At 70.9% G+C, this 15,320-nt stretch carries 14 protein-coding genes; 5 read left to right on the forward strand and 9 right to left on the reverse strand.

The annotated features are described in order from the left end of the window. Positions 1-129: 129 nt before the first annotated feature. Genes AB0A97_RS39245 through AB0A97_RS39255 form a run of 3 tightly spaced genes read right to left on the reverse strand, consistent with a single transcriptional unit; the run spans position 130 to position 1,554 of the window. Positions 130-696, reverse strand: a complete 567-nt coding sequence (locus AB0A97_RS39245) for a class IV adenylate cyclase (RefSeq protein WP_361160117.1) — start codon at positions 694-696, stop codon at positions 130-132. A gap of 17 nt (positions 697-713) precedes the next feature. Next, entirely contained in the window at positions 714-1,346 is a 633-nt protein-coding gene (locus AB0A97_RS39250) for an XRE family transcriptional regulator (RefSeq protein WP_361160119.1), read from the reverse strand. 16 nt (positions 1,347-1,362) lie between these two features. After that, positions 1,363-1,554, reverse strand: coding sequence for a hypothetical protein (locus tag AB0A97_RS39255; RefSeq protein WP_361160122.1), 192 nt, complete (start codon positions 1,552-1,554; stop codon positions 1,363-1,365). A gap of 107 nt (positions 1,555-1,661) precedes the next feature. Between AB0A97_RS39255 and AB0A97_RS39260 the strand changes: the two genes are divergently transcribed. Then, the gene (locus AB0A97_RS39260) at positions 1,662-2,057 is read left to right on the forward strand and encodes a recombinase family protein (RefSeq protein ID WP_361160125.1); all 396 of its coding nucleotides are present in this window, start codon (positions 1,662-1,664) and stop codon (positions 2,055-2,057) included. Position 2,058: 1 nt separating this feature from the next. Here AB0A97_RS39260 and AB0A97_RS39265 read toward each other — a convergent pair whose 3' ends face one another. The 4 genes from AB0A97_RS39265 to AB0A97_RS39280 form a co-directional block, all read right to left on the reverse strand. Continuing rightward, entirely contained in the window at positions 2,059-3,549 is a 1,491-nt protein-coding gene (locus AB0A97_RS39265; RefSeq protein WP_361160127.1) for a gluconate:H+ symporter, read from the reverse strand. 125 nt (positions 3,550-3,674) lie between these two features. After that, positions 3,675-4,085, reverse strand: a complete 411-nt coding sequence (locus tag AB0A97_RS39270; protein WP_030020660.1) for a RidA family protein — start codon at positions 4,083-4,085, stop codon at positions 3,675-3,677. Then, positions 4,082-4,864 carry an IclR family transcriptional regulator gene (locus AB0A97_RS39275; RefSeq protein ID WP_361160131.1) on the reverse strand — a complete coding sequence of 261 codons (783 nt, stop codon included), beginning with the start codon at positions 4,862-4,864 and terminating at the stop codon, positions 4,082-4,084. The genes AB0A97_RS39270 and AB0A97_RS39275 overlap by 4 nt, the downstream gene beginning before the upstream one ends. Further along, complete coding sequence (locus AB0A97_RS39280) at positions 4,861-6,090, reverse strand: sugar kinase (protein ID WP_361160134.1); 1,230 nt, start codon at positions 6,088-6,090, stop codon at positions 4,861-4,863. The genes AB0A97_RS39275 and AB0A97_RS39280 overlap by 4 nt, the downstream gene beginning before the upstream one ends. Before the next feature lie 154 nt (positions 6,091-6,244). On the opposite strand from AB0A97_RS39280, the gene AB0A97_RS39285 reads away from it, so the two are divergent. Both AB0A97_RS39285 and AB0A97_RS39290 read left to right on the forward strand, forming a co-directional pair. Then, a complete protein-coding gene (locus tag AB0A97_RS39285) occupies positions 6,245-7,585 on the forward strand; it encodes an amino acid deaminase (protein WP_361160137.1) in 1,341 nt (446 codons plus the stop codon). A gap of 239 nt (positions 7,586-7,824) precedes the next feature. Continuing rightward, a complete protein-coding gene (locus AB0A97_RS39290) occupies positions 7,825-9,441 on the forward strand; it encodes a D-aminoacylase (RefSeq protein WP_361160140.1) in 1,617 nt (538 codons plus the stop codon). On the opposite strand, the gene AB0A97_RS39295 is transcribed toward AB0A97_RS39290, so the two are convergent. Beyond that, the gene (locus AB0A97_RS39295) at positions 9,377-11,236 is read right to left on the reverse strand and encodes a P-loop NTPase fold protein (protein ID WP_361160143.1); all 1,860 of its coding nucleotides are present in this window, start codon (positions 11,234-11,236) and stop codon (positions 9,377-9,379) included. The genes AB0A97_RS39290 and AB0A97_RS39295 overlap by 65 nt on opposite strands. Positions 11,237-11,434: 198 nt before the next feature. Here AB0A97_RS39295 and AB0A97_RS39300 point away from each other — a divergent pair, with 198 nt between their 5' ends. Both AB0A97_RS39300 and AB0A97_RS39305 read left to right on the forward strand, forming a co-directional pair. Continuing rightward, a complete protein-coding gene (locus AB0A97_RS39300; protein ID WP_361160146.1) occupies positions 11,435-12,646 on the forward strand; it encodes a pyridoxal phosphate-dependent aminotransferase in 1,212 nt (403 codons plus the stop codon). Positions 12,647-12,769: 123 nt separating this feature from the next. Further along, the gene (locus AB0A97_RS39305; protein ID WP_361160149.1) at positions 12,770-13,195 is read left to right on the forward strand and encodes a hypothetical protein; all 426 of its coding nucleotides are present in this window, start codon (positions 12,770-12,772) and stop codon (positions 13,193-13,195) included. Between the two features lie 190 nt (positions 13,196-13,385). Here the strand turns inward: AB0A97_RS39305 and AB0A97_RS39310 are convergent, their stop codons facing one another. Then, complete coding sequence (locus AB0A97_RS39310; protein WP_361160152.1) at positions 13,386-15,209, reverse strand: phosphoenolpyruvate carboxykinase (GTP); 1,824 nt, start codon at positions 15,207-15,209, stop codon at positions 13,386-13,388. Positions 15,210-15,320 lie beyond the last annotated feature (111 nt).

A 15,320-nucleotide genomic window follows, 5' to 3' on the forward strand; every position in this document is an offset into this window, starting at 1 on the left:
GGCCGGACAAACTCCCACTCGGCATCCGACAGCTCATGTCGACGTATCACCCGACCATGATCCAACACGCAAGATCATTTGAAGACACCGCCTAGTGGCCGGGGGCCGCCGCACAGCGGCCCCCGGCCGTCAGGATTCCCCGGCACGCACCGCCCGTACGGCGTCGGTGTACAGCTCCGCGGTCAGGTCGCCTTCTCCGATCCCCAACCCGGCAAGCACCGCCCGCACATCCTCCAGGGCGTCACGCAATTCTCCTCGACCCGCCACCTGCGTTTCCAACTCGACCCAAGTGCCACCGATTTCCGGGACTCGGACGAGGGTGGCAAGCATCGACCGCCCGTGTGCGATGAATTCGTAATTCCGGCAGTGCTTCGCAAAGGCGATCGCCTCGATGTATCCGAGACCGTTGAGCATGTCCCGGAGGGCTGCCGGGTCGCCGATACCCGTCTCGTACTCCGGCTTCGATCCCGACGCTTCGTCGACCCGTGGCTCTTCGTACGTCAACAGAGCCCGCGTTCCGCCCGGACCGTCCACGGTGCGCAGCCGCAGTTCCCGGTCGCCTGCCCCCAAGCTCCCGCCCGGGGTGTCGAAATACGTGTCCCGGTACACCTCGTCACGCCCGTCGGTCCACCGCTCCAAACGCCCCCGCACCAGCGCAGGTTCGCGCACACGCGCTTTCAGCTCGGCTTCGATCACGCCCCTGCTCCCCGTCGTCATACCGTACGTTCGCTGTCGGCCACGGTCGTTTCCACCATGCGCCGGAAGCCGTGGAACAACGGACCGTGCGGCGTCTCCATCACCTTGTATGTCGCGGACTCGTGTCCTTCCCATCCGGAGTCGAAAGCAGACACGAACATGGTGGAGTCCAGTCGGATGATCCGCCACGTGGGCAAGGTCCTGTACCGGTACACCGCCACGTCACGGCCGTCGGCAAGTTCTCGGAGTCGCGCCTCGGCGAGCCGCACCCCGCCGGCCAATGATTCCGCCGACTCACCGATTTCGGCCGCCCGGCGTGCCGGCGCAGGAGCCGCGGGGTCCAGGAGGAGAACCCGCACGCGCGGCGACGCTTCCTGCGGCCAGGTCAGGCAAGGGCGCAGCAGCGAGTCCTTCGAACCGATGAGGCCGAGTCCGCGTACGGCCAGTACGTCCCACTCCGACGCAGTACGCGCCTGCCCACGGATGTCCTGGGCTGCTGCCGACTGCGTCTGGTAGACGCGGACCACTTCGGGGTACGACGCCAGGTCGAAGGCCGGACCACCAGTACGGCGTTCCCGGCCTGCCGCCAGACCAAGCAGGTGGCGTGCGTCGTCCGGCAAGCTCAGCCCATCGGCGATCCGCTCGAACACGTCGAGACGTACGACTTCACGGCGCCTGTTGATGACCTCGTTGACGCGTGCCTTGCGTCATGCCCACCGCCATGGCGATACGGGCCTGGCTGGCGCCGCCGTACTGCTGCACATGCCGGAACACGGCACCGATGTCGCGTGATCTCAACGCCTGGCGTACATACGCGTGCTGCCAGGCACAGTCCGGCAATTCGACCGGCATCATCACCGTCGAAATCGGCGCCCCTCGTGCTCACGGCGGGACGGAAAGTCATCGCACCGTGAGATTACCGGCCGGGTATCGAGATCCTAGTCGCAAAGCACGAATCTGACGGGGTGAACACAGTTACCCCGTCACCGCTCGTCTTCATCTACGACCGTAATGCGACGCGGTCCAGCGCCATCCTCGACCTACGTCTCTCCGGCTGCGTCAACTACGCCGACCGCCACGGCTGGCAGATCGCGGGCCTGTGGGTGGATCGGGGAGACGATGCGCTGAGCAGCACGCGACCGCAGTTCTCGGCGCTCGTTGACACGATGCGCGACCCAGCACGGCGCCGGACCGCGATCTGCCTCGTACACCACTGGTGCAGGCTCGCTCATGACGACGCGCTGCGCCACACGCTTCAGCAGCGGGTCTCCCGAGCCCGCGGCTGTACGGCCACGACCTTCGGTGACGCCGACGAGCGGGCGGACGCCGTACTCGCGGGGCTCGGGCGCGGAAAGGGCTGACCTACACCACCAGACTCACCACCGCCGCCACCGCGAACCCCACCACCGACAGCACCGTCTCCAGCACCGTCCACGACTTCAGTGTGTCGCGTTCGGAGATGCCGAAGTACTTGGCGACCATCCAGAAGCCGCCGTCGTTGACGTGGGAGGCGAAGATCGAACCGGCCGAGATGGCCATGATGATCAGGGCGAGGTGGGGCTGGGAGAGGTGCTGGCCGTCGACCAGGGGGAGGACGATGCCGGCGGTCGTCACGATGGCGACCGTCGCCGAGCCCTGGGCCACGCGGAGGACGACGGAGACCAGCCAGGCGAGCAGGATGACGGGCAGGCCGACGTTGTGGAAGGTGTCGGAGAGGGCGTCGGCCACGCCGCTGCCCTTGAGGACGGCGCCGAAGATGCCGCCCGCGCCGACCACCAGCAGGATGTTGCCCACCGGCTTGAGGGAGGCGGTGGAGACGGTTTCCAGGGACTTGCGGGACCAGCCGCGGCGGATGCCGAGGAGGTAGTACGCGAGGAGCAGGGCGATCGTCAGGGCCACGAAGGGGTTGCCGAAGAATTCGACGACCGAGCGGAGGGTGGAGGGGGAAAGGGCGATCGAGGAGAAGGTGGCGAGGAGGATGAGGACGAGGGGGGTGCCGATGATGGTGAGGACGGTGCCGAGGGCCACCGGCTTCTCGTGGGGCTGGACGCCTGCCGCGGACTGCTCGGCGATCACCGCTGCGCGGGCCTCCTCCGCGGCCTCGACCATGTCCTGCGGTACGGGGACGAAGAGGCGCTTGCCGATCCACGCGGCGTAGGCCCAGGCGGCCAGGACGGCGGGAATGCCGCAGACGATGCCCATGAGGATGATCCAGCCGAGGTCCACCTTGAACAGGCCGGCGGCGGCTACCGGGCCGGGGTGCGGAGGCAGGAAGGCGTGGGTCATGGAGAGGCCGGCGAGGAGGGGCATGCAGTAGAGGAGGATGCTTTTGCCGCTTCGCTTGGCTGCCGCGTAGACGATGGGGGCGAGGACGAAGATGCCCACGTCGAAGAAGACCGGGATGCCGAAGATCAGGCCGGTCAGGCCCATCGCCAGGGGGGCTCGGCGTTCGCCGAAGAGGCCGAGCAGGCGCGCGCTCAGGACTTCCGCGCCGCCGGAGACTTCGAGGATCGCGCCGAGCATGGTGCCCAGGCCGATGATGATGGCGACGTGGCCCAGGATGCCGCCCATGCCGCTCTCGATGAGGGAGGGGAGGGACGACTTCTGGACGGTGCCGAAGAGTTCGGTGACCGAGAGGCCGGCTGCCAGACCTACGGCTATGGAGACGCCCAGCAGCGCCACGAAGGGCTGGAGGCGGACTTTGATGATGAGGAAGAGGAGCAGGAGGATTCCGAGGGCGGCGACCGTGAGGAGGCCGGGGGTACCCGGTATGAGGGCCAGCAGACCGCCGGTGTGGGGTGGGGCCGGTGGTGCGGCGGGGGCCGCGGCAGCGGCGAGGGAAGCGTGGACCATGTGACGACTCCGTTGTCAGACAGGGTGGTTCCAGGCAGGGGGGACCGCGGCACGGCGCCCCGGGCGGGTGGGGCGCCGTGCCGTGCGGCGGGTTCAGCGGCGGTAACGGCAAGGGGAGGCCCCGGTCAGCCCAGTACCGCGAGGGCGTCGATCTCGATGAGGAGGCCCTTGGGGAGGCCGACGTACACCGTCGTACGGGCGGCCGGCGCCTCCTTGAGGCCCTCGGCCTCGAAGTAGGCGTTGTAGATCTCGTTCATCTCGGCGAAGTGGTCGACGTCGGTGAGGTAGACGCGCATCATCATGACGTCGTCCCAGCTCGCGCCGCCCTCTTCGAGGATCGCCTTGACGTTGGCGAAGGTCTGGAGGGTCTGCTCGCGCAGGGTGGGGCCGGCCGGGGTGGGGGCCTGGCCCTCGACGGCGGGCAGGAAGCCGACCTGGCCGGCGACCTGGAGGATGTTGCCCTTCTTGACGCCGTGGGAGAACTTGGCGGGCGGGGTGGTGTGGGTGGCCGGGGTGAGGGCGGTCTTCTCGGTCATGGTCGGGCTTCCTTCTGGTCTTGCGTGTCGGGTACGCGGGTGTTTCCGGAGTACTCCCGGCTGATGGCGTCCGCGGTGCGGCGTACCAGCGGGAGCAGGGTGAGGAGTTCCTCGGCCGTGACGACGACATTCGGCGCGGAGACCGACATGGCGGCGACGAGCCGGCCGTCCGCGCCGCGGATGGGGGCCCCGACGCAGTTGATGGACTCCTCGTGGCCGCCGAGGTCGGTGGCCCAGCCCTGTTCGCGCACCTTGGCCAGCTCGGCCAGGAATGCCTGAGCGTGGGGTGTCGAACGGGACGTGTAGAGGGGGTAGTCGAGCTTTTCGGCGAGCGCGCGGCGCTCGGGCTCGGGCAGGTCGGCCAGCAGCAGCTTGGCGACGGCCGCGACGGTGATGGCGACCGGCTTGCCGATGCGCGAGTACATCCGTACGGGATAGCGGCTCTCGACCTTGTCGATGTAGAGGACCTCGTTCTCCTCGTACACGGCGAGGTGCACCGTGTGCCCGCACTGCTCGTTCAGTTCGACGAGGTGCGGGTGGGCGATCTCGCGGACGTCGAGGTTCTCCACGGCCTGCTGGGCGAGGGCGAAGAGCCGGGCGCCGAGGCGGTAGCGCTGGTCGCTCTGGCGGTAGACCATGCCGTGTTCATGGAGTGTGCGCAGCAGGCGCAGGGCGGTGGACTTGTGCACGCCGAGACGGCCCGCCACCTGTTCGAGGTTGGCCGGGCCTTCCGCCAGCAGGGGCAGGATGCTCAGTGCGCGGTCGACTGTCTGACTCATGGGGTACGGACCTCCACCCGTGGGTTGTGCACCCCGTGGCTGGTGGTGTCGCTGCTGCGGTCAGTGGGTGCGTCACCGTCGGTGGTCCAGCCGGGGCCGAGTCGCAGTCTCCCCCAGGCGGCGGGGTCGAGGCCCGCAAGGTGGTCGGCGAGGTCGCGGGACGGGGGCGGGCCGACGTCTCCGGGGACGGTGAGGGAGGCCGCGGCCATCAGGTGGCCGTGCCGGAGGCGGGCGAAGAGGGGCAGGTCGCGGAGGGTGGCGGAGAGGAATCCGGCGGCGAAGGCGTCTCCGGCGCCGACGGGGGCGACGACGTCGACGGTGAGGGCGGGGGCGTGGGTGACCGTGTCGGTGCCGTCGGTCCGGCGGGCGTACGCGGTGGCCCCGTCGGCGCCCTGCTTGACGACGAGGACGGCGGGCTCGGGCAGGGCGTCGCGTACGGCGTCGGGTCCGCGCAGGTCCCAGGCGGCCGCGGCCTCGTCCTCGCCGACGAAGACCAGGTCGCAGCGGCGGGCGAGGTCGAGGAGGAGTTCGGGGCCGCGTACGGTGCGGTCGCGCCAGAGGCCGACGCGGTAGTTCACGTCGAAGGAGACGAGCGGGCGGCCGGGAGCCGGCGCGGTGAGGGCGCGCAGCACGTCGAGGCAACTGTCGGAGAGGGCTGCCGTGATGCCGGTGAGGTGCAGGACGCGGGTGTCGCGCAGGGCGTCGGCGTCGAGCAGCTCGGGGGACATGGCGGAGGCGGCGGATCCGGCGCGGTAGTACGCCACCTCGGCCTCGCCCGCTCCGGTCTCCGTACCGGTGGCGCGTTCTCCGGCGGTGCGGAAGTAGACGCCGGTGGGGCGGACCGGGTCGCGCTGGACGTGGGAGACGTCCACGCCGCAGGCGGCGACGGCGTCGCGGACGTGGTCGCCGAAGCCGTCGGTGCCGAGGCGGGAGATCCAGCGGGTGCGGTGGCCGGTGCGGGCGAGGGCGCAGGCGACGTTGGACTCGGCGCCGCCGACGCCGCGCTCGAAGGAGGGCACGTCGGCGAGTCGCCCGGGCCGGGTGGGCATGAAGGTGACCATGGTTTCGCCGAGGCAGACGACATCGGCGCCCGGCCGGGCGGGCGCGGTCGCGTCCGCCGCGTCGTTCCGGGCGGGTGCGGTACCGCCTGGCGCGTCGTCGCGGGCGGGCGCGGTGCCGTCCGTCGCGTCGTTGCCGTCGGCGCTGACGTTGCTGGACGTGGTCACGATTTCCTGCACTCCTTTGCGTACGGGCCGTGTTGAGCCGTTCCGCGACGTGTTACGCACCATTGACCCGGCGATGGCTCGGATGTTAGACAGCAGTAAGCGATATGCGCAATGGGTGTTGCATATAGTGCAACAAGAACTTGAGGAGGCCCCCATGGCCGCCGCGCCCCACGCCGACCGCAGCGCCACCGGCGCCGCACCCGGCGCCGACGCAGCCACCGCCGAGCGGCACGCGAGGACCCTCGCGGACGAACGGGTCGACCACCGTTTCAAGGGGCTTCCCCCGGATGCCGCGGGCCGTACCGTCGGCGAGCTGGCGGCCGACCGCCGGAACCTGTTCACCGGCGGCTTCACCACCCCCGTCCTCGCCCTGTCCGCCGAGTCGCTGGAACACAACCTGGCGCTGATGGAGACCTACGCCGACCGGCACGGCCTGGCCTTCGCCCCGCACGGCAAGACCTCCATGGCCCCGCAGCTCTTCGCCCGCCAGCTCGCGCACGGCGCCTGGGGCATCACCGCCGCCGTCCCCCACCAGGCCCGCGTCTACCGCGCCTACGGCATCCAGCGGATCTTCCTCGCCAACGAGGTGGTCGACGCCGCCGCGCTGCGCTGGCTCGCCGCCGAACTGGACGCCGACCCCGGCTTCCACTGCGTCTGCTACGTCGACTCGCTGCGCGGCATCGAGCTGATGGACGCCGCCCTGCGCGAGGCGGGCGCGACCCGTCCGGTGGACGTGGTCGTCGAGCTGGCCGCGGGCGAGGGCGCCCGTACCGGCGTGCGGACCGACGAGGAGTGCGTCGAACTGGCCGACGCCGTGGCGGGCGTGGACACCCTGCGCCTGGTCGGCATCGCCGGGTACGAGGGCGAGGTGCCCGACGCCACGCACGAGCGGGTGACGGCCTGGCTGCGCCGCCTCCTCGCGCTCACCGTCGCCTTCGACCGCTCCGGACGCTTCGCCGACCTGGACGAGATCGTGCTCAGCGCGGGCGGCAGCGCCTGGTTCGACGCGGTCGCCGAGGTGTTCGACGAGGCACCCGAGCTGTCCCGGCCGCTGCTGAAGCTGCTGCGCTCCGGCGCGTACGTCTCGCACGACGACGGCCACTACCGCCGCCTGACGCCCTTCAACCGGGTCCCGGACGAGGGCGCCCTGCAGCCCGCCTTCCGGCTCTGGTCCCAGGTCGTCTCCCGCCCGACGCCGGAGCAGGCGTTCCTGAACGCGGGCAAGCGCGACGCGGCGTACGACCTCGACCTGCCGCAGGCCCAGGTCGTACGGTCCGGCCGGGACGGCACCGTACGGCCCGCGGACGGCGTCACCGTCACCCAACTGTCCGATCAGCACGCCTGGGTCAGCACGGAGCGGGCCGGTGACCTGGAGGTCGGCGACTGGGTCGGGCTGGGTCTGTCGCACCCGTGCACGTCCTTCGACAAGTGGCAGCTGATCCCGGTGGCCGAGGCGGACGGCACGGTCGTGGACTACGTCCGTACGTTCTTCTGACGGAACCCGTACGACGGCCCTCCCCTTGAGGGCCGCGAGACTTCGGCGCGGGGCACCACCCCCGAGTCCCGTGCCGAACGCCGGGGGCACCCCCCGCCCCCGGCCGGCGCGCCCACCCCCGGGCGCGCCCGGGTCCCGCTCCGGCTCATCCCCCCGATGCCGGAGCGGGGCCCGTACGCCATGGCCGCGCGGCGCGGCCCGGCTCGAGGCCTTTGTTCGACAGGAAAGGCAGTTCGGTCATGGACACCGTGGTCCGCGACGTACGCGTCATCGACGGCACCGGCACCCCCTCCTACCGGGCGGACGTCGCCCTCGCCGACGGCCGGATCGCCGAGATACGCCGGGAGACGGACTCCGGGCCGCGCCCCGGCGCCGCCCGCGTGCTGGACGGCGCGGGCCTGGCCCTCTCCCCCGGCTTCATCGACATGCACGCGCACAGCGACCTCGCGCTGCTGCGCGACCCGGCGCACGAGGCGAAGGCGGCGCAGGGCGTCACCCTCGAAGTGATCGGCCAGGACGGCCTGTCGTACGCACCGGTCGACGACCGTACGCTCGCCGAGGTCCGCGCGCAGATCACCGGCTGGAACGGGGACGGCTCGGACATCGACTTCAGTTGGCGCACGGTCGGCGAGTACCTGGACCGCCTCGACCACGGCTTCGACGGCCAGGGCATCGCCGTCAACGCCGCGTACCTGATCCCGCAGGGCACGGTCCGGATGCTCGCCCTCGGCTGGGACGACCGCGCGGCCACGCCCGGCGAGACCGCCCGGATGCAGCAGCTCGTCGCCGAGGGCCTGGAGCAGGGCGCCGTCGGCCTGTCCTCCGGCCTCACCTACACCCCCGGCATGTACGCGGACGACGCCGAACTCACCGAACTCTGCCGGGTCGTGGCCCGCTACGGCGGCTACTACTGCCCGCACCACCGCTCGTACGGCGCGGGCGCGCTGGGCGCGTACGAGGAGATGGTCGGCCTGACCCGCCAGGCGGGCTGCGCCCTGCACCTCGCCCACGCCACCATGAACTTCGGCGTGAACAAGGGCCGCGCCCCCGAACTCCTCGCCCTCCTGGACCGCGCCCTGGAGTCCGGCGCGGACATCACCCTCGACACGTATCCGTACACGCCTGGCTGTACGACGCTGGTCGCCATGCTGCCGAGCTGGGCGAGCGAGGGCGGGCCCGACGCGATCCTGGACCGGCTGCGGGACGACGCGGCCGCCGAGCGCATCCGGCACGTCATGGAGGTGGAGGGCGCGGACGGCTGCCACGGCGTGCCGATCGAGTGGGACACCATCGAGATCTCCGGCGTCTCCCACCCGGCGCTGGCGGGGTACGTCGGCCGGACGGTGGCCGAGTCGGCGCGGGAGCGCGGCGAGGAGCCGTGGACGACGGCCCGGCGGCTGCTGGTCGAGGACCGGCTCGGCTCGACGATCCTCCAGCACGTCGGCCACGAGGAGAACGTCCGCGCGATCATGCGCCACCGGGTGCACACCGGCGGCAGCGACGGCATCCTCCAGGGCCACAAGCCGCACCCGCGGGCGTACGGCACGTTCCCGAAGTACCTGGGTACGTACGTACGGGAGCTGGGTGTGCTGTCGCTGGAGGAGTGCGTCGCGCATCTGACCTCGCGCGCCGCCGCCCGGCTGCGGCTGCCCGACCGCGGCCTGGTCCGCGAGGGCTACCGCGCCGACCTGGTCCTCTTCGACCCGGAGACGGTCGGCGCCGGGTCCACCTTCGAGACGCCGCGGGTGCTGCCGGCCGGCATCCCGCACGTCCTGATCGACGGGCGGTTCGTCATCGAGGACGGGCGGCGGACGGATGTGCTGGCGGGGCGGTCGGTGCGGCGAACGCGCTCCTGACCAGCCGTAACAGCTCGTCGCCGTCGGCCGCGACGCCCAGTGCGCCCAGCGCGCGGGCGGTGTCCTGGCGGGCGGGTGTGACCCGTCCTGCGTAGAAGACGACCGGGCCGGTGTAGCGCTGTTCCCGGCGCAGCGCCTCCACGTGGGTGAATCCGGCCCGGCCGTCCGAGCCCCGGGCGATGTCGGAGATGATCAATGACGGTGTCCGGGCGGCGATGGCGGCGTCGGCGGACCGGGAGTCGACGGCGGTCTCCACGGTCGCCCCTTCCCCCCGGAACCAGGCGGCCAGGGTGACGTTGTTCTCGGGATGGTCGTCGACCCAGAGGATCGTGCGGCTGGTGAAGGGCTCAACGGCGGCCGCGGGCCGGGGCGACCCGTAGTCGATCGCGCCGGGGTCCGGCCCGTACACACCACCCCGTACGGACGGCACGTCGGTCACCGGGCCCGGCCCTCGCCGCGGCAGCGTCACCATCGACGGCGCGCCCTCGCGCAGCCTGCGCACCAGCTCCTCGGCACGCGGCAGGCCGAGCAGGCCGTCGAGCAGGGAGTTGAAGCCGGGATCGGCGACCATGTCGGGGAAGACCGTGGGCAGTTCGCGCTCCAGGCGTTGCAGCGCCGCACGGGGATTCCCCGGGTCGCGCGCCACATCACGCTGCTCCAGGAAGGCGTTCACCATCGGGCGTTCCTGCTCGGGGACGGCCCCCGGAGCCCGCAGCAGCGTCCGCACCCGCCGGTACGTACAGAAGTCCGCGATCACATCCCCGCCGTCGGCCCCCGGCGGGCTGGTCATCATCCGGTAGAAGTCGGCGTAGAAGTACTGGATCAGCAACGTGCGGAGGACGGCCTCCGGCGGGTGGTCCGCCCACATCGGGTTGAGGGTGGCCTCCAGGACGAAGCCGTTGACCAGCCGTTTGATGCGGCGCGGGTTACGGGCCGAGCGTTCGGCGAGCAGTTCGACCAGCGGCTCGTCCAGCAGCCGCTCGATACCGGCGGTGCGCGCGCACCACCCGATGTACTCCTGCACGCCCTGACCGCCGGCCACCGGGATGCGGTAAGTGGTCTGGAAGATCTTCTCCATGAAGGCGGCCCCGGCCGGCGACAGGTCGCGCAGCAGGCCGCTCGGGCCCAGCGCCGAACGGTCGCAGCCGATGACGAACGCCAGCCCCGGTACGTCCAGGTAGACCTTGACCGCCTCGCACACCGCGAGCACCGTCTCCTCGGAGCAGCGGTCCAGGTCGTCGATGAAGACGACCAGCATCCGTCGCGGTGAATACTCCGCGTTCTCGGCCCACTCCTGGGCCAGGTCGCGGATCGCGTCGCGCATCTCGTTGCGGGCCTGGGAGTTGACGGACAGGTTGCTCCACAGCTCGTCGACCAGCCCGGCGGCGCCCAGCGGACCGGCCACGAGGGCCGCCAGCGCCCGTAGGACGCGCAGTAGCGCCCGCTGTTCGGAGGCCCGGTGCAGCGCGCGCCGCAGCAGTCTGCGGTCGAAGCGCATCAGCACCGACTTGATGAGCCCTTCCAGGGCGTCGGCGCCGGTCGAGGTCCAGGCGTTGTACCAGACGGTGTGCACCTCGGGCACCGACGACAGCTCCGCGTCCACCAAGCGCATCAGGCTGCTCTTGCCCATCCCCCACCCGGCGTCGACGGCGAGGGTGAACGGGGTGGAGGCGCGGGAGGCGACCAGCAGGCCGGCGAGCTGCCGGGCGGCCTGCCCCGAGCCGAGCAGGTCGGTGCCGGCGGTGTCCACCGGCTCGTCGTTGAGCAGCGCGAGCCGTTGTTCCGATGCCACCATGCCGCCCCCGTGGTCGTCCGCTCACCGCGCCGGAGCGTACCGCTGATGCGCCGGGCGCGGGGGCCGTTCGCGCACGCCCCTCGGCGGCGCGTGGGGCGCCCGCTCCGTCACGGCGGGTGAGCAACCCCACACCACCAGGTGTCCAGGGTGAACTAAAACACCAGGCGGGGCGTGTTACGCGCCCGTATGGTGGCTGGCATGCAGGTGATCCAGTCAACGAAGCTCGCCAACGTCTGCTACGAGATCCGGGGCCCGGTCCTTGAGGAGGCGATGCGGCTCGAAGCAGCGGGACACCGCATCCTCAAGCTCAACACCGGCAATCCGGCGGCGTTCGGATTCGAGTGCCCGCCGGAAATCCTGGAGGACATCCTCCGTACGGTCGGCACCGCCCACGGCTACGGCGACGCGAAGGGGCTGCTCTCCGCCCGCCGCGCGGTGATGCAGCACTACCAGACCAAGGGCATCGAGCTGTCGGTCGACGACGTCTACCTCGGCAACGGCGTCTCCGAGCTGATCCAGATGTCCATGCAGGCGCTGCTGGACGACGGCGACGAGGTGCTCGTACCGGCTCCGGACTACCCGCTGTGGACCGCCTCGGTCTCGCTGTCCGGCGGTACGGCGGTGCACTACCGCTGCGACGAGCAGGCGGACTGGATGCCGGACCTGGCCGACATCGAGCGCAAGGTCACCGACCGCACCAAGGCCATCGTCGTCATCAACCCGAACAACCCGACGGGTGCCGTGTACGACGACGAGCTGCTGCGCGGCATCGCCGAGATCGCCCGCCGGCACAACCTGATCGTCTGTGCCGACGAGATCTACGACAAGATCCTCTACGACGGCGTCACCCACACCCCGTTCGCCGCGCTCGCCCCCGACCTGCTGACCCTGACCTTCAACGGGCTCTCCAAGTCCTACCGGGTGGCGGGCTACCGCAGCGGCTGGATGGCGGTCTGCGGCCCGAAGGCGCACGCGGCCTCGTACATCGAGGGGCTGACGATCCTCGCCAACATGCGACTCTGCGCCAACATGCCCGCGCAGCACGCCGTGGCCACCGCCCTCGGCGGACACCAGTCGATCAACGACCTGGTGCTGCCGGGCGGGCGCCTGGTGGAGCAGCGGGACACCGCGTACGACCTGCTCACCCAGATCCCGGGCGTCACCTGCACCCGGCCCAAGGGCGCGCTGTACGCCTTCCCGCGGCTGGACCCGAAGGTCTACAAGATCAAGGACGACCGGCAGATGGTGCTGGACCTGCTGCGCGCCGAGAAGATCATGATTGTGCACGGTACGGGCTTCAACTGGCCGGAGCCGGACCACTTCCGCCTGGTCACACTGCCGAACAAGGACGATCTGACGGACGCGGTGACCCGCATCGGCAGGTTCCTGGACGGCTACGGGCAGTACTGAGCTCGGGCCGGTAGCGCGCCCCGGGGAATGTCACCCGTACGCGGACTGTACGGATCACAACTTTAGACACTGTCTAAGCTAGGATGGTCTCCTAGCCGTTGAGCGTTGCCAGGAGGCCGTCCCATGTACGAACCGATCCGCACCAAGTCGGTCCACTCCATGGCCGTCGACCAGGAGGTCCCGCACCGTTCCCGCACGGAGGAACTGGACATCCGGCTCGCCGGTCATCTGACCGCGCTGCTCACCGTCACCGACGAGCTGCGCGCCACCGTTGCCGACCCCGCCCTGGACGACGCCGCCGAGCGCATCGCCGAGCAGGTGACGCGGCTGCGCGGCGGGGTCCACCCGCTGCGTGCCGCGCCGACCGGCGGCGGCGACCCGGCCCGCGCGCCCCGGCTGCACCGGCGGGCCCGGATGCTGGCCGGGAGCGCCCTGGCCGTCGCCACCTCGCGGGCCGACGCCGCTGCCGCCGCGCTCGCGGCGGAGCGTATGGAGATCCATGAGGCCCGTGAGGCCGATGGGGCGGTGCCGGAGCTGGCCACGGCCTGAGCCGGCCCGATCCCAGCCGGCCCGAGCCGGGTACGGGCCCGAGCCGGGTACGGGTACGGGCCCGAGCCGGGTACGGGCGTGACGGCGGCGGGCCGCCAGCCGCCGAAACGAGACGGCCGGGGTCACGTGTTCGTGCACGTGACCCCGGCCGTCGACCGTGGGGCCCGGTCCGTACCGGGCCGTTCCCGTACTAGCCCAGTCGGCGTACGAGCGCGTGGTACTCGTCCCACAGCTCCTTCGGCGTGTGGTCGCCGAAGGTGTTCAGGTGGTCGGGGATGAGTGCCGCCTCCTCGCGCCACACGTCCTTGTCGACGGAGAGCAGGAAGTCCAGTCCGGCGTCGTCCAGGCCGAGGCCGTCGGTGTCCAGCGACTCCTTCGTCGGCAGCACACCGATGGGCGTCTCGACGCCCCCGGCCTTGCCGTCCAGGCGCTCGACGATCCACTTGAGCACCCGGCTGTTCTCGCCGAAGCCCGGCCACACGAAGCGGCCCGACTCGTCCTTGCGGAACCAGTTGACGTAGTAGATCTTCGGCAGCTTGGCCTGGTCCTTGTCGGCGCCGACCTTGATCCAGTGGCCCATGTAGTCGCCCATGTTGTAGCCGCAGAACGGCAGCATGGCGAACGGGTCGCGGCGCAGCTCGCCGACCTTGCCCTCGGCGGCGGCGGTCTTCTCGCTCGCCACGTTCGCGCCGAGGAAGACACCGTGCTGCCAGGTCAGCGACTCGGTCACCAGCGGTACGGCGCTGGCGCGGCGGCCGCCGAAGAGGATCGCCGAGATCGGCACGCCCTTGGGGTCCTCCCACTCGGGCGCGATGATCGGGCACTGGCCGGCCGGAACGGTGAAGCGGGCGTTGGGGTGGGCCGCCGGGGTGCCGGACTCCGGCGTCCAGTCGTTGCCCTTCCAGTCGGTCAGGTGGGCGGGCAGCTCCTCGGTCATGCCCTCCCACCACACGTCGCCGTCGTCGGTCAGTGCGACGTTGGTGAAGACCGAGTTGCCCCACATGGTCTTCATGGCGTTGGCGTTGGTGTGCTCACCGGTGCCGGGCGCGACGCCGAAGAAGCCGGCCTCGGGGTTGATCGCGTACAGCCGGCCGTCCTCACCGAACCGCATCCAGGCGATGTCGTCGCCGATGGTCTCGACCGTCCAGCCGGAGATCGTGGGCTCCAGCATCGCGAGGTTGGTCTTGCCGCAGGCGCTCGGGAAGGCCGCGGCGACGTACTTGGCCTCACCCTGCGGCGGGGTGAGCTTGAGGATGAGCATGTGCTCGGCCAGCCAGCCCTCGTCGCGCGCCATGACGGAGGCGATGCGCAGCGCGTAACACTTCTTGCCCAGCAGGGCGTTGCCGCCGTAGCCGGAGCCGAACGACCAGATCTCGCGGTCCTCGGGGAAGTGCGAGATGTACTTCGTGGAGTTGCACGGCCACGGCACGTCGGCCTCGCCTTCGGCGAGCGGGGCGCCGAGGGTGTGCACGGCCTTGACGAAGAAGCCGTCCTCGCCCAGCTCGTCCAGGACGGCCTGGCCCATCCGGGTCATGGTGCGCATCGAGACGGCGACGTACGCCGAGTCGGTGATCTCCACGCCGAGCGCGGAGAGCGGCGAGCCGAGCGGGCCCATGCAGAACGGGACGACGTACATCGTCCGGCCGCGCATCGCGCCACGGAAGACGCCCTGCTCACCGGTGAAGATGTCGCGCATCTCCGCCGGGGCCTTCCAGTGGTTGGTCGGACCGGCGTCCTCCTCCTTCTCGGAGCAGATGAAGGTGCGGTCCTCGACCCGGGCGACGTCCGAGGGGTCGGAAGCGGCGTAGTAGGAGTTGGGGCGCTTGACCGGGTCCAGCTTCGTGAAGGTGCCCTTCGCGACGAGCTCCTCGCACAGGCGCTCGTACTCCGCCTCCGAGCCGTCGCACCACACGACGCGGTCCGGCTCGGTGACGGCTGCGATCTCGTCGACCCAGGAGATCAGTTCCTGGTGGTTGGTCGGTACGGGGGAGGGAGCCGCGTTGTCGCGCGCCACGATCGCTCCTAGATGAGGGTTTTGGACGGACCACTGTCCGCGTACACGCCGGCAGAGCCCGCTTCTGAAGATGCCTGCCCCTTGGGGGCTGCGACCCGGATGCTTCGCGAC

This window comes from Streptomyces sp. NPDC045470 (assembly GCF_040646595.1).
In the GTDB taxonomy this organism is placed as follows: Bacteria; Actinomycetota; Actinomycetes; order Streptomycetales; family Streptomycetaceae; genus Streptomyces.

Excerpts from the sequence above, each read along its gene's own strand:
- AB0A97_RS39265 (WP_361160127.1), bottom strand. The coding sequence starts at position 3,549 with ATGGTCCACGCTTCCCTCGCCGCTGCCGCGGCCCCCGCCGCACCACCG.
- AB0A97_RS39270 (WP_030020660.1), bottom strand. The coding sequence starts at position 4,085 with ATGACCGAGAAGACCGCCCTCACCCCGGCCACCCACACCACCCCGCCC.
- AB0A97_RS39275 (WP_361160131.1), bottom strand. The coding sequence starts at position 4,864 with ATGAGTCAGACAGTCGACCGCGCACTGAGCATCCTGCCCCTGCTGGCG.
- AB0A97_RS39285 (WP_361160137.1), top strand. The coding sequence starts at position 6,245 with ATGGCCGCCGCGCCCCACGCCGACCGCAGCGCCACCGGCGCCGCACCC.
- AB0A97_RS39290 (WP_361160140.1), top strand. The coding sequence starts at position 7,825 with ATGGACACCGTGGTCCGCGACGTACGCGTCATCGACGGCACCGGCACC.
- AB0A97_RS39295 (WP_361160143.1), bottom strand. The coding sequence starts at position 11,236 with ATGGTGGCATCGGAACAACGGCTCGCGCTGCTCAACGACGAGCCGGTG.
- AB0A97_RS39300 (WP_361160146.1), top strand. The coding sequence starts at position 11,435 with ATGCAGGTGATCCAGTCAACGAAGCTCGCCAACGTCTGCTACGAGATC.
- AB0A97_RS39305 (WP_361160149.1), top strand. The coding sequence starts at position 12,770 with ATGTACGAACCGATCCGCACCAAGTCGGTCCACTCCATGGCCGTCGAC.